Annotated in this window: 16 protein-coding genes; 4 read left to right on the top strand and 12 right to left on the bottom strand. The window is 54.5% G+C overall.

Annotated elements, in window-relative coordinates; genetic code table 11:
- Positions 1-278 precede the first annotated feature (278 nt).
- The 7 genes from ACLJRE_RS18460 to queA form a co-directional block, all read right to left on the bottom strand.
- Entirely contained in the window at positions 279-386 is a 108-nt protein-coding gene (locus ACLJRE_RS18460) for a type I toxin-antitoxin system toxin Ldr family protein (protein WP_000176312.1), read from the bottom strand.
- 437 nt (positions 387-823) lie between these two features.
- The gene (gene yajD, locus ACLJRE_RS18455; RefSeq protein ID WP_000974818.1) at positions 824-1,171 is read right to left on the bottom strand and encodes an HNH nuclease YajD; all 348 of its coding nucleotides are present in this window, start codon (positions 1,169-1,171) and stop codon (positions 824-826) included.
- Positions 1,172-1,264: 93 nt separating this feature from the next.
- Positions 1,265-2,236 (bottom strand): protein translocase subunit SecF, encoded by a 972-nt coding sequence (gene secF, locus ACLJRE_RS18450; protein ID WP_000046629.1) that lies wholly within the window; start codon positions 2,234-2,236, stop codon positions 1,265-1,267.
- 10 nt (positions 2,237-2,246) lie between these two features.
- A complete protein-coding gene (gene secD, locus ACLJRE_RS18445) occupies positions 2,247-4,094 on the bottom strand; it encodes a protein translocase subunit SecD (RefSeq protein ID WP_000934811.1) in 1,848 nt (615 codons plus the stop codon).
- Between the two features lie 27 nt (positions 4,095-4,121).
- Positions 4,122-4,454: a preprotein translocase subunit YajC gene (gene yajC, locus ACLJRE_RS18440; protein WP_000007628.1), complete on the bottom strand. Its 333-nt coding sequence runs from the start codon at positions 4,452-4,454 to the stop codon at positions 4,122-4,124.
- Positions 4,455-4,476: 22 nt separating this feature from the next.
- Positions 4,477-5,604 (bottom strand): tRNA guanosine(34) transglycosylase Tgt, encoded by a 1,128-nt coding sequence (tgt, locus tag ACLJRE_RS18435; protein WP_000667310.1) that lies wholly within the window; start codon positions 5,602-5,604, stop codon positions 4,477-4,479.
- Positions 5,605-5,800: 196 nt separating this feature from the next.
- Positions 5,801-6,865 (bottom strand): tRNA preQ1(34) S-adenosylmethionine ribosyltransferase-isomerase QueA, encoded by a 1,065-nt coding sequence (queA, locus tag ACLJRE_RS18430; RefSeq protein WP_001266525.1) that lies wholly within the window; start codon positions 6,863-6,865, stop codon positions 5,801-5,803.
- Positions 6,866-6,958: 93 nt separating this feature from the next.
- On the opposite strand from queA, the gene acpH reads away from it, so the two are divergent.
- Positions 6,959-7,540 (top strand): ACP phosphodiesterase, encoded by a 582-nt coding sequence (acpH, locus tag ACLJRE_RS18425; RefSeq protein WP_001009858.1) that lies wholly within the window; start codon positions 6,959-6,961, stop codon positions 7,538-7,540.
- A gap of 209 nt (positions 7,541-7,749) precedes the next feature.
- Positions 7,750-8,352 (top strand): peroxiredoxin, encoded by a 603-nt coding sequence (locus ACLJRE_RS18420; RefSeq protein ID WP_000244731.1) that lies wholly within the window; start codon positions 7,750-7,752, stop codon positions 8,350-8,352.
- A 71-nt stretch (positions 8,353-8,423) separates the two neighbouring features.
- Here the strand turns inward: ACLJRE_RS18420 and malZ are convergent, their stop codons facing one another.
- The 5 genes from malZ to phoB all read right to left on the bottom strand — a co-directional run bounded on the left by malZ (position 8,424) and on the right by phoB (position 15,630).
- Positions 8,424-10,241, bottom strand: a complete 1,818-nt coding sequence (malZ, locus tag ACLJRE_RS18415) for a maltodextrin glucosidase (RefSeq protein ID WP_000930720.1) — start codon at positions 10,239-10,241, stop codon at positions 8,424-8,426.
- 161 nt (positions 10,242-10,402) lie between these two features.
- Complete coding sequence (proY, locus tag ACLJRE_RS18410) at positions 10,403-11,773, bottom strand: proline-specific permease ProY (protein WP_001555879.1); 1,371 nt, start codon at positions 11,771-11,773, stop codon at positions 10,403-10,405.
- 74 nt (positions 11,774-11,847) lie between these two features.
- Entirely contained in the window at positions 11,848-13,167 is a 1,320-nt protein-coding gene (gene brnQ, locus ACLJRE_RS18405; protein WP_000149625.1) for a branched-chain amino acid transporter carrier protein BrnQ, read from the bottom strand.
- A 408-nt stretch (positions 13,168-13,575) separates the two neighbouring features.
- Positions 13,576-14,871, bottom strand: a complete 1,296-nt coding sequence (gene phoR / locus ACLJRE_RS18400) for a phosphate regulon sensor histidine kinase PhoR (protein WP_000893639.1) — start codon at positions 14,869-14,871, stop codon at positions 13,576-13,578.
- A 69-nt stretch (positions 14,872-14,940) separates the two neighbouring features.
- Positions 14,941-15,630 (bottom strand): phosphate response regulator transcription factor PhoB, encoded by a 690-nt coding sequence (gene phoB, locus ACLJRE_RS18395; protein ID WP_000113921.1) that lies wholly within the window; start codon positions 15,628-15,630, stop codon positions 14,941-14,943.
- A 214-nt stretch (positions 15,631-15,844) separates the two neighbouring features.
- On the opposite strand from phoB, the gene sbcD reads away from it, so the two are divergent.
- Both sbcD and sbcC read left to right on the top strand, forming a co-directional pair.
- Positions 15,845-17,047, top strand: a complete 1,203-nt coding sequence (gene sbcD, locus ACLJRE_RS18390) for an exonuclease subunit SbcD (protein WP_001221248.1) — start codon at positions 15,845-15,847, stop codon at positions 17,045-17,047.
- A complete protein-coding gene (sbcC, locus tag ACLJRE_RS18385; protein WP_023212891.1) occupies positions 17,044-20,184 on the top strand; it encodes an exonuclease subunit SbcC in 3,141 nt (1,046 codons plus the stop codon). Before sbcD ends, sbcC begins: the two co-directional genes overlap by 4 nt.
- Positions 20,185-20,308 lie beyond the last annotated feature (124 nt).

Below are 20,308 nucleotides of genomic sequence, written 5' to 3'. Positions count from 1 at the left end.
AAACTATGTGATATTTACAGTTCCATCGGGTGTGCGCTAAGCTCTTTTCGTCCCCCATTGGGACCCCCTTTTGATTTCTTGTTGAACTTTTGCAGTTGCCAGACCGCAAGATGTTTTAACAAATCAAAAGGGGTTTTAATAACTGACTTAAAGCTGAAAGCTTTCCGGAACCCCCAGCCTAGCTGGCGGTTTTCCATAGACAAAAAAGGCCAGAGGTCGCCCTCTGGCCCGTTTCGGGCGCATGCTGCCATGCGGCGGCGAGTCGCGCCCACTTCACATTACTTCCGGCGATGCCACCAGCCTAAAAACAGACCTGTCGCAATCCCGACCAGCGTTGGTGCCGCCAGATCGTGCCAGATAGTAATGCTCAACTCTGTGAGCGTCATATTGCCGCCTTTGTTGCAATGGCAACGGTTCGCGGCTATCCTCAACTTGTCTGGAGTCAAGTTAGCCCCCGTAATGTTGCCGGTGAATACCGAACAATGTGCGGGGGTTTTCTCTTTCCAGCGACAAGGCCACCGGGGATCAAGCCCCCGCAACATTGCGCCTCACCGGGTTGCCCCGGCTTACCGCTGATTCTACTCTGCTCGCCAGTATCGGCAGGACTTAAAAACAAAAAAATCCCAACCTTGCGATCGGGATTCCAGTGACAATGTATGCGTTACAGGACGTTTGGGGCTGGCGACAAACTCCGAGGCTGAAAAAATGTCAGATTGCATCCGACCTACGAAAACCAATAATTCATTTATATTGCGGATTCCGTTGGGTGGAGAGAAGCGTAACCTAACATTCAACAGCACCAACAACTTTGTCAGCAGCCTGCTTATTTCTTTTTGTTCATCATCGCTTTCAGATCGGCAAACGGGTTATAAGTCGCCTCGCCGACATCTTTTTGCGCATCTTCCCCGGCAATGACCGTCGAACCATACTGATCGGCTTCGGTATATTTGGAATGCTCGTGATCGTGGCAGTAGAGGCACAATAGCTCCCAGTTGCTGCCGTCTTCCGGATTATTGGTGTGGTCATGATCGATATGATGCACCGTCAGCTCACGCAGATTTGAATACACAAACTCACGGGAACAACGTCCGCACACCCACGGAAACAGCTTCAGCGCTTTTTCACGATAGCCGCTTTCCAGGCGCGCGTAGTTTTTTGGGATGATAGCCATGATAGTTCCTCATGCAATCGAGTTTATTCTGGATAATAAAAAGCCGCAGCACCCTGCGATGTTGCGGCTTTTTTCAGTCATGTTAACGCCAGCTTACGGCAGAATGGACGGCTGATCCGCCCCTTCTTTTTCGACTTTCTGCTGCAGCATATGCTCGCGCTTCATACCGAGTTTCAGCGCCAGCGCCGATGCGACATAGATAGAAGATGCCGTACCAATAGAGACACCGATCAGCATCGTCAGCGAGAAGCCTTCCAGTACCGGACCGCCGAAGAGGTACAGCATCAGAATTACCACTAACGTCGTACCGGAGGTAATCAACGTGCGGTGTAGCGTCTGGGTCAGCGACACGTTAAAGATTTCGTAAGGCGTCCCGCGACGGATTTTGCGGAAGTTTTCACGAATACGGTCAGAGACCACGATACTGTCGTTCAGCGAGTAACCGATCACCGACATCAACGATGCCACAATGGTCAGGTCAATCTCGATATGGAAAAGCGACAGTATCCCCAGCGTAATGATTACGTCGTGCGCCAGCGCGATGACCACCCCTGCCGCCAGTCGCCACTCAAAGCGGAAACCGACATAAACGAGGATAGAGATCAACGCCACCAGCAGCGCCATGGCGCCGGTTTGCGCCAGATCGGCGCCCACGCTTGGCCCCACGAATTCAATACGCTTCACGGCCGCGTTCTGGTTGGTGGCTTCATTAATGATCGTCACCACTTTGCTACCCAGTACCTGACCGCCGGTTTCACCTTCGGTTGGCGGCATACGCACCATAATGTCGTGACTGCTGCCAAAGTTCTGCAACTGCGGCTCTTCATAGCCCGCTTTTTGCAGCGCTTCGCGCATCACGTCCATTTCAGCCGGTTTTTCCAGCGTGATTTCAATTACCGTGCCACCGGTGAAATCCAGCCCCCAGTTAAACCCGCGTACGCCCATAATGACAATGGCCGCGATCAGCAACAGCCCGGAGATGCCGAATGCCCAGAAGTCCCAGCGCATAAAGTCATAGACTTTACGGCCGTGGTTTAGTTGTTCAACAGTGTATTCCTGTGCCACATCGCACTCCTCAGATTGACAGCTTAGTGACGCGCTTGCCGCCATATAGCAGGTTTACGATAGCACGCGTACCGATAATCGCGGTAAACATCGACGTCGCCACACCGATACCGGTCGTAATCGCGAACCCTTTAATTGCCCCGGTACCGACAGCATACAGAATGATGACTTTAATCAGCGTCGTGATGTTCGCATCGAAGATGGAACTGAACGCGCCGGCATAGCCTTCGTTTATTGCCTGCTGTACTGTGCGGCCATTACTCAACTCTTCTTTGATACGTTCGTTAATCAGAACGTTGGCGTCGACCGCCACCGCAAGGGTTAACACGATACCCGCAATCCCCGGCATACTGAGCGTTGCCCCCGGCAACAGCGACATGATACCGACAATCAACACCAGGTTAGCCACTAACGCGCTGGTCGCAATCAGACCAAACTTCTTATAGAAGAAGATCATGAACAGGATGGAGACCACCAGACCGGCCAGACAGGCTTCCAGGCCCTGCTTGATGTTCTGCATACCCAAAGTCGGGCCAATGGTGCGCTCTTCAACGATCTGAATCGGCGCGATCAGGGCGCCCGCACGCAGCAACAACGAGAGCTGACGCGCTTCGTTCGGGTTGCTGATACCGGTAATACGGAAGCTGTTACCCAGCCGAGACTGGATGTTGGCAATGTTAATCACCTCTTCCTGTTTCACCAGTACAGCGCGACCGTTAGCGTCTTTCTTACCGCTGTCTTTATACTCCACAAACAGGGTCGCCATCGGTTTGCCGATATTGTCCTTAGTGAAGTTAGACATGATATTGCCGCCTGCGCTATCCAGCGAGATGTTAACCTGCGGTTGGTTATATTCATCCTGGCTGGACGTCGAGTCGGTGATATGGTCGCCGGTGAGGATCACGCGTTTGTACAATACCACCGGCTGGCCTTCGCGGGTCTGTTTCACTTCGGAATCACCCGGTACGCGCCCGGCAGCAGCAGCGGCCTGGTCAACGTTGGTATTCACCAGACGGAATTCCAGCGTCGCGGTCGCGCCGAGAATTTCTTTCGCACGAGCGGTATCCTGGATACCCGGCAGCTCAACCACAATACGGTCTGCGCCCTGACGCTGTACGACAGGCTCCGCGACGCCCAGTTGGTTAACACGGTTACGCAGAATATTAATGTTCTGCTGAACGGCGTATTCACGCGCTTCGCTCAGGCGCGCATCGGTCATTACCGCGCGAAGTTGATTGCCGCTCTGGCTGGAAATCACCAGGTCACGATGACGCGGCGTCAGATAGGCGATCGCCTCATCACGCGCTTTGCTGTCACGGAACGTGATGCTCAACCCATAATTATTTTCTTTACGAACGGTGGTATAAGGAATGCCTTTTTCACGCAGATCGCTGCGCAGGCTATCGATATTTTGTTCCTGGAGTTTACCTAACGCGGTATCCATATCCACTTCCATCAGGAAGTGAACGCCGCCGCGCAGATCAAGACCGAGCTTCATCGGATCGGCGTGAATAGCCGCCAACCAGCGCGGCGTAGCCGGCGCAAGGTTAAGCGCCACGACATATTTATCCCCCAGCACGCTCATCAGCGCTTCACGGGCGCGTAGCTGGGTATCGGTGGTGTCGAAGCGCGCAAGAATAGCGCCCTCTTCCAGTGCCACAGACTTAGCGGGAATTTTTTCTTCTTGTAACGTTTTCTGGACCTGGATCAGCGTTTGCTCACTGGCGGCGACGCCGCGCACGCCAGTGATTTGAACAGCCGGATCCTCACCATACAGGTTGGGAAGTGCGTAAAGCAGGCCGACGATAATCACGACGACCAGCATGATGTACTTCCACAAAGGATAACGGTTTAACACGGCAGTTCCCTTTGGGAAAACGAAATATTACAGCGCCTTCATGGTGCCTTTCGGCAGAACGGCAGCTACGAAGTCACGTTTGATAACCACTTCCGTGGTGTCATTCAGCGCGATGGCAATGTAGCCGGCTTCCGCTACTTTGGTCACTCGACCGACCAGACCGCCATTCGTCAGAACTTCATCACCTTTCGCAATGGAGTCCATCAGCTTTTTGTGCTCTTTGGTGCGCTTCTGCTGCGGGCGCAGGATCATGAAATAGAAAATCAGACCAAACACCACCAGCATTAAAATCAGAGACATCGGGCTGCCCTGCGCCGGAGCACCTGTTGCCGCTACCGCATCAGAAATAAAAAAGCTCATTCAAATTCCCTCATTATTAAAATTAATCAACGTTCAAAGGTGGAACGGGTCGCCCCTGACGTTGGTAAAACTCGGTTACGAAGCTCTCTAATTTACCCTCTTCAATAGCCTTGCGTAAACCCGCCATCAAACGCTGGTAGTAACGCAAGTTATGAATGGTATTGAGACGCGCGCCTAATATTTCGTTGCAACGGTCGAGATGATGCAAGTAAGCGCGTGAATAATTGCGACAAGTGTAGCAATCGCACTCGGCGTCAAGCGGGCTGGTGTCGCTCTTATGCTTTGCATTACGAATCTTCACCACGCCGTCGGTCACAAACAGATGACCATTACGGGCATTTCGCGTTGGCATGACACAGTCAAACATATCAATACCGCGACGCACCCCTTCCACCAGATCTTCCGGTTTACCCACGCCCATCAGGTAACGCGGTTTGTCAGCCGGAATCTGCGGGCAAACGTGCTCCAGAATGCGGTGCATATCTGCTTTCGGCTCACCGACAGCCAAACCGCCGACAGCGTAGCCATCAAAGCCAATCTCTACCAGACCTTTCACCGAGATATCGCGTAAATCTTCGTAAACGCTGCCCTGAATGATGCCAAAAAGCGCATTCTTATTGCCAAGGCTATCAAAACGGTCGCGGCTACGCTTCGCCCAACGCAACGACATCTCCATCGAGCGTTTAGCATAGTCCCAGTTTGCCGGATACGGCGTACATTCATCAAAGATCATCACGATATCGGAACCGAGATCGTACTGGATCTCCATCGACTTTTCCGGATCGAGGAAAATCGGATCGCCGTTGATCGGGTTACGGAAGTGCACACCTTGCTCGGTAATCTTACGAATATCGCCGAGGCTGAAAACCTGGAAGCCGCCGGAATCGGTGAGAATCGGCCCTTTCCACTGCATAAAATCGTGCAGATCGCCATGCAGCTTCATGATTTCCTGACCCGGGCGCAGCCACAGGTGGAAAGTGTTGCCGAGAATAATCTGCGCGCCGGTCGCTTCCACTTCTTCCGGCGTCATGCCTTTCACGGTACCGTAAGTACCCACAGGCATAAAAGCAGGCGTTTCCACTACGCCACGATCAAACACCAGACGACCGCGACGCGCGCGACCATCGGTGGTATCTAACTCAAATTTCATTATCACTCCTGCGTCAGAAAAACAGTCCGACGTTTAACGACTCGCTACGGAATGATTCCATAGCTAATAAATTCCCGAAGGCGTCATCGGCGCAGCCAGTTTGGGGTCGGCCAGCGCACAGCCACCGGAGCGTACACGCAGTACGTGAGGATGGCGAGCACTGCCCGGCGTCAAAATGGCAAGTGAGATAGCCTTCTTACGGACGCTCAGAAATAGCCTGCGGATTGTACGTGATAAACATCGCGTCCCCGTAGCTAAAAAAGCGATATTTTTGTTCTACCGCAGTCTTATAGGCATTCATGGTGTGTTGATAACCGGCAAATGCGGAAACCAGCATAATCAACGTCGATTCCGGCAGGTGGAAGTTGGTGATCAGCGCATCAATCACTTTGTATTGATAACCTGGATAAATAAAGATTTGCGTATCGCCGAAGAATGGCTCAATCAAATCGCTTTTTGCCGCCTGCGCCGCGCTTTCCAGCGAGCGTACCGAGGTGGTGCCGACCGCAATCACGCGGTTGCCGCGCGCTTTCGCCGCCAGCACCGCGTCGACCACCTCTTGCGGCACCTCAGCATATTCGGAGTGCATGATGTGATCTTCAATGGTATCGACACGCACCGGCTGGAAAGTGCCCGCGCCTACGTGTAGCGTAACAAACGCCATTTCGATACCTTTCTCACGAAGCGCCGCCAGCAGCGGCTCATCAAAGTGCAGCCCGGCCGTCGGCGCGGCGACGGCGCCCGGTTTTTCACTGTAGACCGTCTGGTACAGTTCGCGGTCGGCGTCCTCGTCCGGACGGTCGATATACGGCGGCAACGGCATATGGCCGATGGCGTTAAGAATATCCAGCACCGGACGCGGGTCATTAAACTCAACTTCAAACAGAGCGCCATGACGCGCAGTCATGGTCGCGTGAATACTTTCGTCGTCGCCCAGTAGCAGTTCCGTGCCCGGTTTTGGCGCTTTAGAAGCGCGAATATGCGCCAGGATGCGTTTATCATCGAGCATACGTTCGACCAGCACTTCTATCTTGCCGCCGCTGGCTTTACGGCCAAACAGCCGCGCCGGGATCACGCGGGTATTATTGAAGACCAGCAAATCGCCAGGGTTGAGCTTATCGAGCAGATCGGTGAAAGTACCGTGCGTCAGCGCGCCCGTCGGCCCCTCTAATGACAGCAAACGGCAGCGACTGCGTTCCGGCTGTGGGTAGTGGGCAATCAGGGATTCGGGTAGTTCAAAGGAAAAATCGGTAACGCGCATGACTCTGACTCAGACTAAAATAAGAGGCGGGTAGTCTAGTGCCGGGGCGTTCCCGCTGCAACCGTTACCCGCTTTTTGGACAGAGAATCAATAATGAATTTTCTTGCTCACCTGCATCTGGCGCACCTTGCCGACAGCTCGCTTTCCGGTAATCTGCTGGCCGATTTTGTCCGCGGTAACCCGGCAACGCATTATCCTCCTGACGTCGTAGAGGGTATTTATATGCATCGGCGTATTGACGTCATGACCGACAACCTGCCGGAAGTTCGTGAGGCGCGAGAGTGGTTCCGCCATGAAACGCGGCGCGTGGCGCCCATTACGCTGGACGTCATGTGGGATCATTTTTTATCGCGCCACTGGACGCAAATCTCTCCTGATTTTCCACTTCAGGCGTTTGTCGGCTACGCCCATGCGCAGGTCGCGACGATTCTGCCCGACTCCCCGCCGCGCTTTGTCAACCTGAATGATTATCTTTGGTCAGAAAAATGGTTAGAGCGGTATCGCGATATGGATTTCATTCAAAACGTGCTGAATGGCATGGCGAATCGCCGTCCCCGGCTGGATGCCTTGCGTGATTCCTGGTACGATCTGGACGCGCACTACGACGCGTTAGAAGAGCGCTTCTGGCATTTTTATCCGCGTATGATGGCACAGGCCGCCCGCAAAGCGCTGTGACGGCCTGATAGCGAGGGCGTGCGTCAGATCCGCCGTTGGCAGAAAGATGGTTCGCTGTCATAAAGGGGTCATCATTACGATTTATAATGACCCGATCGATAGGCAAAAGCTGTCTCATTGATTGTCAAGACCGCATTGTTTTGTCGCTTCGCCCTCCCTATACTGCCCGCGTTGCGTTCTAAAACCCTTAATATTGCAGGAGAATTATTATGGTACTGGTTACTCGTCAGGCCCCGGATTTCACCGCTGCGGCGGTACTGGGTAGCGGTGAGATTGTTGATAAATTCAACTTCAAACAGCACACCAATGGTAAAACAACCGTTCTGTTCTTCTGGCCGATGGACTTCACTTTTGTTTGCCCGTCTGAGCTGATCGCCTTCGATAAACGTTATGAAGAATTCCAGAAGCGCGGCGTTGAAGTGGTCGGCGTTTCTTTCGACTCTGAGTTCGTCCACAACGCATGGCGTAACACCCCTGTCGATAAAGGCGGCATTGGCCCGGTGAAATACGCAATGGTTGCTGACGTGAAGCGTGAAATTCAGAAAGCTTACGGTATCGAACATCCGGACGAAGGCGTTGCGCTGCGCGGCTCTTTCCTGATTGACGCTAACGGTATTGTTCGCCACCAGGTCGTAAACGATCTGCCGCTGGGTCGTAACATCGACGAAATGCTGCGTATGGTCGACGCGCTGCAGTTCCACGAAGAGCACGGCGATGTCTGCCCGGCGCAGTGGGAAAAAGGCAAAGAAGGCATGAACGCCTCTCCGGACGGCGTGGCTAAATACCTGGCTGAGAACATTTCCAGCCTGTAAGTCAGTGCATTGATAAAAGGCTCGCCATCGCGAGCCTTTTTTATGCGTAAGGTGTTACGAACCACCTCGCCTCAACGATTCATCCATACCGTCGCGGAAATCGCGGGTAAACTAAGTCTTCCCTTGCGGATGTCACCGCTCCCCGTTTTACATTGCCATCCGGCCACGTTCAGCAACGGCAACGCTTCCAGCACTACTTCACAGGCCTCGCCCCGGTTAATCGCCACCAGCGCCCGCTGCTGCTGATAAACTCGCACGAATACCACTACGTCACCTTCGGCATACAGCGCCTGGCATCCGCCACGACGCAGCGCCAGACTGCGCTGACGCAGTTTCGCCATACGCTGGTACAGCGCCAGCAAGTTGCCGTCCTGCTTGCGTTCATCCCACGGGAACGGTTTGCGGCACATGGGGTCATTTGCACCGTCCACGCCGACTTCATCGCCGTAATAAATACATGGCACGCCGGGCCAGGTAAACAGCCAGACCACCGCCAGCGGCAGGCGCGCCGCGTCTTTACCCAGCAGAGTTTTAAAGCGCGCAGTATCATGACTGTCGAGTTGATTAAACATGCGCAGTTGTTGCTGATGTGACAGCCCGGCGCGGTAGTTATCCATCCACGCGATACAGGTCCGGGCATCGATATGCTGTGGTTCGTAAGCGATATCAGTATTGGCGAGAAATCCCCACAGCGGGAAGGTGAAGCCGCGATAATTCATGGCGGCATCTTCCACATCGGCCTGTAGCCACTGCCGCGCATCGCCGAAATGTTCCCCCACAATATAGGCTTCAGGCTGCGCCTCTTTTGCCGCCCGGGTAATGCCGGCGACGTGCTGCAAATTGTGGCGCGCCCCGCCCGCCTCACCCAGCATATGTACGACATCCAGCCGCCAGCCGTCCATATTCCACGGTGCCTTTAGCCAGTGACGAACGATACTGTCCTCACCGCGATAGATCTCATCCACCAGCGTTTCTGATTGATAATCGAGTTTCGGCAGGCTCGGATAACCCAGCCAGTCCAGCGCCACGCCTTGTGGTGAAAAGGAGTACCAGTCGCGCCACGGCGAGTCCGGGTGATGGCACGCGCCGCCAGTGCTGCGGTTATGCCTGTCAAACCACGCATGCGAGTCGCCGCTATGATTAAACACGCCATCCAGCACCAGCCTCATGCCCTGCGCCTGGGTTTCACGCCGCAGGCGTAGCAGCGCCCGATCGCCGCCAAATTGCGGATCGACATGTCGATAATCTTCCGTGTCGTACTTATGGACGCTCGGCGCGGTAAATACCGGATTCAGATATAGCGCTGTGACGCCCAGTTTTTTCAGATACGGCAGCTTCTCACAAATGCCATTCAGACAGCCGCCGTAAAAGGTGGAACCGCCCGCCTGGGGGGTGAGCGGTTCATCCCACTCTTTACGCACGATGTCGTGACCGGCAGCATGGTGGTAATACACCTTATCCTGCCCGGCTTCACGAGACTGGCTGCGGGCAAAACGATCCGGGAAGATCTGATAAAAAATTTGATCGGCGACCCACTGCGGGCCGCTATCCGGCGCATCAACCGCAAATTGTTCCAGACGCGCAGGCGGAAAACGGCTAAATCCCTGTGGCGTAAACCAAAGCTGGCGGTCGTGCCAAAGCAATTTAAAGCTGTAACGGCGACGTGGCTGCCCTAACGCGATATTGAGCGTCGCTCGCCACGCCGTCACGCCCGGCTGCGGCTGGCGGCGCTGTTTGCGCATCGCCAGTGAGATTTCTTCATTATCGAATTCTGAGCGCAACGTCACGCGAGACGGCGGATTTTCTCCGCTCAGCCACAGCGTAATGGTTAATTTATCGTTATGTTGCTTCACAAATGGGGCAACCGGTAGGTGCCAGGCATTCAACATCTCGTATCCCCTCTACTGAAAATGGGGCCACCTTGCCATAGAGATTTAAAGGATAACTCATCATCCAGGGGTTTATTAGGGGAGGAGACTCCAGGAGGAGAAGCGGCTCCGCTTATCCGGCCTGCCGTTGCCTGCAGACCGGATAAGGCAGAGAAAAACGACTACGCCTGCGCCAATTGACGGTCGCGACGGCGTTTAAATATCCAGCCAATCAACAGCAGAACTATCCAGGCGAAGCCCACATACAGTGAGATGCGGGTATCCGGATGGTAGCCGATAAGCGCAATAATGAAGACCAGGAAAATCAGCCCAGCTATCGTCGTTACGACACCGCCCGGCACCTTAAACTTCAGCGCTTTTACCTCTTCCGGCGGTAAACGACGGCGGAAGGCGATTTGCGACAGCAAGATCATAATCCATACCCATACCGTCGCAAACGTCGCCAGCGAGGCAATCACCAGGAAGACATTTTCCGGCATGATGTAGTTCAGGTAAACCGCAAACAGCAGCGCAATCGTCATCACCAGCACAGTGACCCACGGAATACCACGGCGTGACGTTTTGGCAAAGACTTTCGGCGCGCTCCCCTGCTCCGCCATACCATGCAGCATACGGCCTACGCCAAACACATCGGAGTTGATAGCGGAAAGCGAGGCGGTCAATACCACAAAGTTCAGAATGCTGGCGGCGAAGGTAATCCCCATATGCTGGAACGTCAGCACAAATGGGCTGCCGTTTGTGCCGACCTGATTCCACGGATAGATAGACATAATGACGAACAGCGTGCCGACATAAAATACCAGGATACGCATCGGTACTGAGTTAATGGCGCGCGGAATGGATTTCTCCGGGTCTTTCGCTTCCCCGGCGGTGATACCGATAATCTCAATCCCGCCGTAAGCGAACATCACCATTTGCAGCGACATGATCATTCCCAGCCAGCCATTGCTGAAGAAGCCGCCGTTGCTCCACAGGTTATGAATGCCGGTGGGCTGCCCGCCGTTGCCAATTCCCCACACAATAATGCCGATACCCGCGACAATCATGATAATAATGGTGGCGACTTTGAAGAAGGAGAACCAAAACTCCAGCTCGCCGAACACCTTGACGCTCATCAGGTTGATGGCGCAAATGATCAGCACCACGCTAAGCACCCAAATCCAGTGCGGCACGGCGGGGAACCAGACTCCCATGTAAATGCCGAACGCGGTCACGTCGGCAATGGCGACGATCAGGATCTCAAAACAGTAGGTCCAGCCGGTAATATAGCCCGCAAGCGGGCCGAGGTTTTCCTGCGCATAGCGCGAAAATGAGCTGGCGGCAGGGTTGTGAACGGACATTTCCCCCAATGCGCGCATAATGATATATGCCGCGACCCCGCCAATAATATAGGCCAACAGCACGCTCGGCCCCGCCATTTTGATGGCGTCCGCCGAGCCGTAAAACAGGCCGGTGCCGATTGCCGAACCTAATGCCATAAAGCGAATGTGCCGGGTGCTCAGCCCACGCTTTAGCTTATTATTGCTTTCCATCAATTTCTGACCTATCAACACAATAAAAAACCACGGGGCGTTAAGCCCCGTGGTGTACACATATGTCAGCGATTTTAGTGAGCGCTGGAGGTCACCTGCCGACCCGCCGCGCGATCCCAGATAATCGCCAGGATCACCATCACCACCGTTGGCATCAACCACGCCAGTCCCTGTTCCGCCAGCGGCAAACGCTGACTCCAGGCTGGCAGCATATCGCCAAAGGCAGATGCTTTGATGCCGTCAAGGATACCAAAAAGCAGACTGATAAACATGGCCGGCGCGATGATGCGGGTGGAATTATGCCACCATGAGCGGGTAAAACTTAATACAACCAGTGCGATACACGGCGGATAGATAGCCGTCAGCACCGGAATGGAGATTTGAATCAGATGGCTCAGTCCGAGGTTTGACACCACCATAGAGAAGCCGCCGAGAATAAAGACCAGCGTGCGGTAAGACAGCGGAATATACTGCGCGAAAAACTCAGCGCAGGCGCAGGTCAGCCCCACCGCCGTCACCAGACACGCGATAAAGATCAGCGCCGCCAGCAGGAAGCTTCCCGCGCCGCCAAAGGTATGCTGAACGTAGGCATGAAGAATCGCCGCGCCGTTCGCTGACTGATCGACCAGCGTCGCGCTATCAGAACCTAAGCGGAACAAGGCAAGGTAAAGCAGCGTCAGCCCCACGCCCGCCATCAGGCCGGCCCAGACCGTGTAACGCGTCAACAGGCGCGCTTCGGTAACGCCGCGAGAACGCGCCGCGTTCACAATAACGATACCAAACACCATCGCGCCCAGCGTATCCATCGTCAGATAGCCGTTCACAAATCCGTTAGAAAAGGCCGCATTCTGATAAGCGTCCAGGGCGTTGCTGATTGGACCGGCAGGCCAAACGATAGCCGCGACGGACAGGATGACCAGAGCAATAATTTTCAACGGCGCCAGGAAATTCCCTACCGTATCCAGCAGTTTACCCGGATAGAGGGAAACCAGAATAACGATAGCGAAATAGACCACGCTGTAAATCAGCAACGGCATTGCAGAATCACCGGTCAACGGAGCGATACCGACTTCAAACGACACCGTCGCGGTACGCGGCGTCGCAAATAACGGCCCGACGGCCAGATAGCAAACGGTCGCCAGCAGGAGTCCCGCCACTTTACCAATCGGCGTACTGAGGCTGTCTACCCCGCCGCCGACTTTCGCCAGCGCCACAACAGTAAGAACCGGTAGCCCCACGGCGGTAATCAGAAAGCCAATAGCGGCTGTCCAGACGTGTTCACCCGCCTGCAAACCGACCATAGGAGGAAAGATAATATTGCCTGCGCCAACGAACAGCGCAAATGTCATAAAGCCCAGGGCGATGATATCGCGCGATTTTAACTGATGGGTCATAAAGTCTTACTGCCTGTGGATGGTGATGTTGTAAACATTAAAATTTTTGCCTTTCCCGGAGGATTATAAAGCGGCGTTTTTTATCAATTTCAGCGGGAAAAGCTCCCGGACCGATGCGGCGAAGAATTGTTTTTCGATTTACCGCGTAAATGCAGTCGTAATGACAGCACCTGAAGCGCAATTTAAACGCTTATAACGTTTTAAAGCAAGGTGGGATCTAAAAACCAGATGAATATAGCGATATGAAATTTACAACCAGAATAAAACACCATTCTCATGAAAAAGTTATGGCTAATCATGCGAACAAAAAACCACCAAACGTTGAATGTTTCAACGAGCCCGTCTTAACTGCAAAGAAAATAAGCCAGCATCCGCTGGCTTATGGAAAGTTATACTTACGAAAGGCAATTAATCGCTATTTTTGGCAATTAAACGTTCCGGCAGCACAAAGCTAAATCGCGTTCCTTTGCCAGGCGAACTGTCGATTTCAAGGCGGCTTTCATGGTGATTCAACGCATGTTTCACAATCGCCAATCCCAGGCCGCTGCCGCCCGTTTGCCGCGAACGCGCTTTATCGACACGGTAGAAGCGTTCGGTCAGACGAGGAATATGCTCGGCAGCAATCCCCGGACCGTTATCTTGAATGCAAAATTCAGCGCCATGCGCGGCACGTCGCCAGCTCACCGTAATATGCGTTCCCGCCGGCGTATGGTTTACCGCGTTATACACCAGGTTTGAGATCGCGCTACGTAGCTGCTCTTCATTACCCAGAGCGCTAAGACTATCGTCGACCTCAAACGTAAAGGTATGTTTCTGCTGGCTGAGCGTCTGCGCTTCACGCTCCACGACCCGCAGCATCATCGGTACATCCACTTTTTCATTTAATAACAGCGCCGGGGCCGCCTCAATTTTAGACAGCGTAAGCAGTTGTTTTACCAGCCCTTCCATACGATACGTTTGCTCGCGCATCGTATGCAGCGCTTTCTCTCGCGTCGCCCCCTCCAGCGCCTGTTCCTGCATCATTTCCAGATAGCCTTGCAATACCGTCAAGGGCGTACGCAACTCATGGCTAACGTTGGCGAAAAAGTTACGTCTGGCGCCTTCAAGCTGATGCATTTGCGTCACATCGCGCGCCACCATCAGGAGTTGTTTATCGGTATAAGGCATGACGCGGATCTCCAGATGCCGCCCGGTATTGAGCACCAAATGAAGCGGACGGGTGAAATCACGCGTTTTTAAATACTGGGTAAACTCCGGATAACGCAGTAGATTGAGAATATTCTGCCCGTTGTCATCCGGCCAGCGTAGCCCCAGTATCTGTTGCGCCAAACCGTTACACCAAAAAATACCGCCCTCTTCTGTGGTCAGTACCACGGCATCAGGCAGCGACTCCGCGCCGCTGCGAAAACGTTTAATCAGGTTCCCCAGCTCGCGGCGCCGCTTCTTATTTCGCAACTGCATCTGGTGTAAACCGTATAACAGCGGTTCCCAACTTCCCCGTCCCGGCGGCGGCGTCATACTTCTGTCGACCCAAAGCCACCAGGAGAGGCGTAATAAATTCCAGAAATGCCAGACAAGCAGTCCCGTCACCGCCGCCAGTAAAAACCACGGCAGATAACCAAAAAAAGCGCTAAGGATAAGCGCGGGGATGCAACAGAGCACCAGCTCCAGCACCAGCCTTTTCCATGACAGCCGTTCCAGCACGCGTCATACTCCCTCAAGAATGGAAAGCCTTCTCCGCCAGAAACCTGTGATCAACTGGCGGAAAAGGCATTAAAAGCGGGTCGAAAAACGATACCCTGTCCCGCGTACCGTTTGCACCATCCGGTCGTGGCCGCTGTGCTCCAGCGCCTTACGCAAACGGCGAATATGCACGTCGACCGTCCGGTCTTCAACGTACACATTGGTGCCCCAGACATGATTGAGTAGCTGTTCGCGGCTGTAAACCCGTTCCGGGTGCGTCATAAAGAAATGGAGTAATTTAAATTCGGTCGGCCCCATATCCAGCGGGCTGTCGCCGGTCATCACGCGGTGAGAGCCGGGATCAAGGCTCAGTCCCTGCATCTCGATCACCTCTTCGACCGCCATCGGCGAGATGCGCCGCATAACGGCTTTAATGCGCGCCACCAACTCCTTGGGGGAAAACGGCTTGGTAATGTAATCGTCAGCGCCGGTTTCCAGTCCGCGCACGCGATCTTCTTCCTCACCTCTTGCGGTCAGCATAACCACGGGAATATCCCGGGTCATGGCTTCACGTTTGAGATGTTTAATAAACTGTAACCCTGACCCGCCGGGCAACATCCAGTCAAGAAGGATGAGATCCGGCCAGGGTTCATTAAGTTTATTCACCGCACTGTCATAATCTTCGGCTTCTACGGGCTGAAAGCCATTTTGTTCGAGCACGAAGCACACCATTTCACGGATCGGCGCCTCATCTTCTACGACCAGAATACGTCTCGCCATAATTTGCCCTGTTAGTCGTTAGTTATCAATGCCGCGCCATTATGCGTCAGATTTATGACAGATTTATGAAAAAAAAAGGCGGCATTGACAGCATGTTGATGATTTATGACACCGGTGAAACCGTGCATTACCGTGTACCGGCGGTAAATTGCGCCCAAAAATGGAGGGGATGACGTGTATAATCCCGTTCACGCTTTTTTTGCATGGAACTATTATGCGCATCCTCCACACCTCTGACTGGCATCTGGGACAAAACTTCTACAGTAAAAGCCGCGCCGCGGAGCATCAGGCTTTTCTGGACTGGCTGCTGGAGACCGCGCAGGCCCATCAGGTGGATGCCATTATTGTCGCTGGCGATATTTTTGATACCGGTTCGCCGCCAAGCTATGCCCGAGAACTTTATAACCGTTTCGTCGTTAATTTACAGCAAACGGGCTGTCATCTGGTGGTGCTGGCCGGTAATCATGATTCCGTCGCCACACTAAACGAGTCACGCGACATTCTGGCGTTTCTCAATACAACCGTGATCGCCAGCGCGGGCTATGCGCCGCAGCTACTTCATCGTCGAGACGGTTCTCCGGGCGCCGTACTGTGCCCCATTCCCTTTTTGCGCCCGCGCGACATTCTTACCAGTCAGGCGGGGTTATCCGGCAGCGAGAAACAGCAGCAACTTCTTCATGCGATTGCCGATTATTATCAACAGCAGTATCAGGAAGCGTGCTTGCTACGCGGCGAACGAAAGCTGCCGGTTATCGCGACGGGACATTTAACCACCGTCGGCGCCAGCAAAAGCGATGCGGTTCGCGACATTTATATCGGTACGCTGGATGCCTTTCCGGCGCAGCATTTCCCCCCAGCGGATTATATCGCATTAGGACACATTCACCGCGCGCAATGTGTCGGCGGCACAGAGCATATCCGCTATTGCGGCTCGCCCATCGCCCTCAGCTTTGATGAGTGCGGCAAAAGCAAATGCGTGCATCTGGTGACCTTCGAGCAGGGGAAATGGCAAAGCACCGAAAGTCTGGCTGTCCCCGTGACTCAACCGTTGGCGGTTTTAAAAGGCGACCTGGAGTCGATTACCGAACAGCTTGAGCAGTGGCGCGGCGTGGAGCAATCACCCCCCGTCTGGCTGGATATTGAAATCACCACCGATGATTATCTGCACGATATCCAACGCAGAATACAGACGCTAACGGAGTCGCTACCCGTAGAGGTATTACTGGTGCGCCGTAGCCGCGAACAGCGTGAGCGCTCGCTGGCGAACGAACGGCGGGAAACATTAAGCGAGCTTAGCGTGGAGGAGGTTTTTGCGCGGCGTCTGGCGCTGGAAGCGTTAGATCCCCCGCAGCGCGAGCGCCTGAATCAGCTCTTTTCCAGCACGCTCTACGCGTTGAATGAGGAGCATGAGGCATGAAAATTCTCAGTTTGCGTCTGAAAAACCTGAACTCGCTGAAAGGTGAATGGAAGGTCGACTTTACCGCCGAACCGTTTGCCAGTAACGGGTTATTCGCCATTACCGGCCCGACCGGCGCGGGAAAAACCACCTTGCTTGACGCCATCTGTCTGGCGCTGTACCACGAAACGCCGCGCCTGAATACGGTATCGCAGTCGCAAAACGATTTGATGACGCGCGATACGGCGGAATGTCTGGCCGAAGTGGAGTTTGAGGTAAAAGGCGAGACCTGGCGCGCGTTCTGGAGCCAGAACCGAGCCCGAAATCAGCCTGACGGCAATCTCCAGGCCCCACGCGTGGAGCTGGCGCGGTGTTCAGACGGAAAGATCTTTGCCGATAAGGTAAAGGATAAACTGGAGATGATCGCCACGTTGACCGGGCTGGACTACGGGCGCTTCACCCGTTCGATGTTGTTATCACAGGGGCAGTTCGCCGCCTTTCTTAACGCCAAAGCGAAAGAGCGCGCAGAGCTTCTGGAGGAGCTCACCGGCACTGAGATTTACGGGCAGATCTCCGCACAGGTATTTGAAAAACATAAATCAGCCCGTCTCGAACTGGAAAAGCTACAAGCGCAGGCCAGCGGCGTCGCCCTATTGGCGGACGAACAGTTACAGCAACTGGAAGCCAGTTTGCAGGCGCTTACTGACGAAGAGAAACGCCTGCTGGCCAGCCAGCAGGGACAGCAGCAGCACCTTCACTGGCTGACCCGAAAAAACGAACTCCACACTGAATTACACGCCCGGCAGCAGGCGCTGTACGCGGCGCAAGAGGCGCGAGAAAAAGCGCAGCCGCAGCTCGCGGCGCTGACGCTGGCGCAACCTGCTCGCCAGTTGCGCCCGCATTGGGAGCGCATTCAGGAACAAACCCGCGCCGTTGAGCGTGTTCGCCAACACAGTGATGAAGTGAATGCTCGCTTACAAAGTGCGTATCGCCTGCGCCAGCGTATCCGCGCCTGCGCGCATCGACAATTCACGCAACTGAACGCCACAGGGCAGCGGTTGAAGACATGGCTGGCGGAACACGACGGCATCCGCGTCTGGCGCAGCGAACTGGCGGGTTGGCGAGCATTGTTAACACAACAATCCCACGACCGGGCGCAACTGAGCCAATGGCAACAGCAGTTGCTGAGCGATACGCGTCAGCGTGATGCGCTACCGCCGCTCACGCTCGACCTCACGCCAGAGGCGCTGGCGGAAGCCAGAGCATTGCATACCCGACAGCGTCCGCTACGCCATCGTCTCGCCGCGCTTCAGGGGCAAATTGTCCCGAAACAAAAGCGTCAGGCGCAGCTACAGGCAGCTATCGCGCGTCATCATCAGGAGCAGGCGCAATACACCCAACGTCTGGCGGATAAGCGACTGAGTTATAAGACTAAAGCGCAGGAGCTTGCGGACGTTCGCACTATTTGCGAGCAGGAGGCGCGCATCAAAGATCTGGAAAGCCAGCGGGCGCACTTACAGTCCGGCCAGCCGTGTCCGCTTTGCGGCTCGACGACACACCCCGCCATCGCCGCCTATCAGGCGCTGGAACTGAGCGCGAATCAAACCCGCCGCGACGCGCTGGAAAAAGAGATCAAAACGCTGGCGGAAGAAGGCGCCGCGCTGCGAGGACAGTTAGATGCCTTAACGCAACAATTACAGCGGGATGAAAGCGAGGCGCAGTCGTTGTTGCAGGAGGAGCAAGCGCTTACTGAGGAATGGCAAACGCTGTGCGCTACGCTGGGCGTTCAGCTCCAGCCGCAAGAAAACCTCGCTGGCTGGCTGACCGCCGCGGAAGAGCATGAGCAACAGTTAGATCAGCTCAGCCAGCGTCATGCTCTACAAACGCAAATCGCGGCGCATACTGAACAGGTAGCGCGCTTTACCGCGCAGATTGCGCAGCGTCAGGCGTCGCTGACGGCTGATTTGGCGCAGTATACGCTTTCCCTTCCTGCGCCAGAAGACGAGGCCGCATGGCTGAATGAGCGCGCCGACGAAGCGAAAATATGGCAACAGCGTCAGACAGAGTTCGCGGATTTGCAAACGCAGATCGACAGGCTTGCCCCGTTGCTGGAGACGCTACCGCAAACGGATACCACGGATTCCGACGACGACGTGCCGCTGGATAACTGGCGGCAGGCGCATGATGAGTGCGTGTCATTACAAAGCCAGTTGCAAACCCTGCAGGAACAGACGACGCAGGAACAGCAGCGCGCCGCCGAGGCGATAGCGCACTTTGATGCGGCGTTAAAAAATAGCCCGTTTGACAGCCAGGCAACGTTCCTGGCGGCGTTGCTGGATGAAGAGACCGTGACCCGTCTGGAAAAACAACAACAAACGCTGGAAAGTCAGCTACAACAAGCGAAGGCGTTAAGCGCGCAGTCCGCGCAGGCGCTGGCTGACCATCAGCAACAGCCGCCCGCCGGTCTGGATCCAACGTGTACGGCGGAGCAGCTCGCGCAGCGGCTGACGCAGTTGGCGCAACAACTGCGCGAGAACACGACACGCCAGGGGGAAATCCGCCAGCAAATTAAACAGGATGCAGATAATCGGCAGCGCCAACGCGCGCTGATGGCGGAAATGAAACAAGCCTCTCAGCAAGTGGAAGACTGGGGCTATCTCAATGCGCTGATCGGCTCTAAAGAAGGTGATAAGTTCCGCAAATTCGCCCAGGGACTGACGCTGGATAATCTGGTCTGGCTGGCGAATCATCAGCTCACCCGCCTGCATGGCCGCTATTTATTGCAGCGCAAAGCCAGCGATGCGCTGGAACTGGAGGTTGTCGATACCTGGCAGGCCGACGCCGTGCGCGATACGCGAACGTTATCAGGCGGCGAAAGTTTCCTGGTCAGCCTGGCGCTGGCGCTGGCGTTATCCGATTTGGTCAGCCATAAAACGCGCATTGATTCTTTGTTCCTCGACGAAGGCTTCGGCACGCTTGATAGCGAAACGCTGGACGCCGCGCTGGATGCGCTCGACGCGCTGAATGCCAGCGGGAAGACCATCGGTGTGATTAGCCACGTGGAAGCCATGAAAGAACGTATCCCCGTGCAGATAAAAGTGAAAAAAATCAATGGGCTTGGTTATAGCAAACTGGACAAAGCGTTTGCCGTGGAGTAACGCGAGTGTCATCCTGGGCACAACATACCGTCATGACATAGCACAATAATGAATACACAAAAACGGATAAGGAATGGTATTACCTCGCGCTTATCTGCAAGCTATATGTTGATTGGCTGTGACA

Source organism: Salmonella sp. SAL04157, assembly GCF_046551635.1.
GTDB classification, from domain to species: Bacteria; Pseudomonadota; Gammaproteobacteria; order Enterobacterales; family Enterobacteriaceae; genus Salmonella; species Salmonella enterica.
The sequence above is the reverse complement of the archived record's forward strand: the minus strand, read 5'-3'. Positions and strand labels throughout refer to the sequence as shown.

What these genes read in the sequence shown, in the direction of transcription:
- sbcC (WP_023212891.1), top strand. Translation starts at nt 17,044, where the DNA reads ATGAAAATTCTCAGTTTGCGTCTGAAAAACCTGAACTCGCTGAAAGGT.
- sbcD (WP_001221248.1), top strand. Translation starts at nt 15,845, where the DNA reads ATGCGCATCCTCCACACCTCTGACTGGCATCTGGGACAAAACTTCTAC.
- tgt (WP_000667310.1), bottom strand. Translation starts at nt 5,604, where the DNA reads ATGAAATTTGAGTTAGATACCACCGATGGTCGCGCGCGTCGCGGTCGT.
- phoB (WP_000113921.1), bottom strand. Translation starts at nt 15,630, where the DNA reads ATGGCGAGACGTATTCTGGTCGTAGAAGATGAGGCGCCGATCCGTGAA.
- ACLJRE_RS18460 (WP_000176312.1), bottom strand. Translation starts at nt 386, where the DNA reads ATGACGCTCACAGAGTTGAGCATTACTATCTGGCACGATCTGGCGGCA.
- proY (WP_001555879.1), bottom strand. Translation starts at nt 11,773, where the DNA reads ATGGAAAGCAATAATAAGCTAAAGCGTGGGCTGAGCACCCGGCACATT.
- acpH (WP_001009858.1), top strand. Translation starts at nt 6,959, where the DNA reads ATGAATTTTCTTGCTCACCTGCATCTGGCGCACCTTGCCGACAGCTCG.
- queA (WP_001266525.1), bottom strand. Translation starts at nt 6,865, where the DNA reads ATGCGCGTTACCGATTTTTCCTTTGAACTACCCGAATCCCTGATTGCC.
- malZ (WP_000930720.1), bottom strand. Translation starts at nt 10,241, where the DNA reads ATGTTGAATGCCTGGCACCTACCGGTTGCCCCATTTGTGAAGCAACAT.
- yajD (WP_000974818.1), bottom strand. Translation starts at nt 1,171, where the DNA reads ATGGCTATCATCCCAAAAAACTACGCGCGCCTGGAAAGCGGCTATCGT.
- ACLJRE_RS18420 (WP_000244731.1), top strand. Translation starts at nt 7,750, where the DNA reads ATGGTACTGGTTACTCGTCAGGCCCCGGATTTCACCGCTGCGGCGGTA.
- brnQ (WP_000149625.1), bottom strand. Translation starts at nt 13,167, where the DNA reads ATGACCCATCAGTTAAAATCGCGCGATATCATCGCCCTGGGCTTTATG.
- yajC (WP_000007628.1), bottom strand. Translation starts at nt 4,454, where the DNA reads ATGAGCTTTTTTATTTCTGATGCGGTAGCGGCAACAGGTGCTCCGGCG.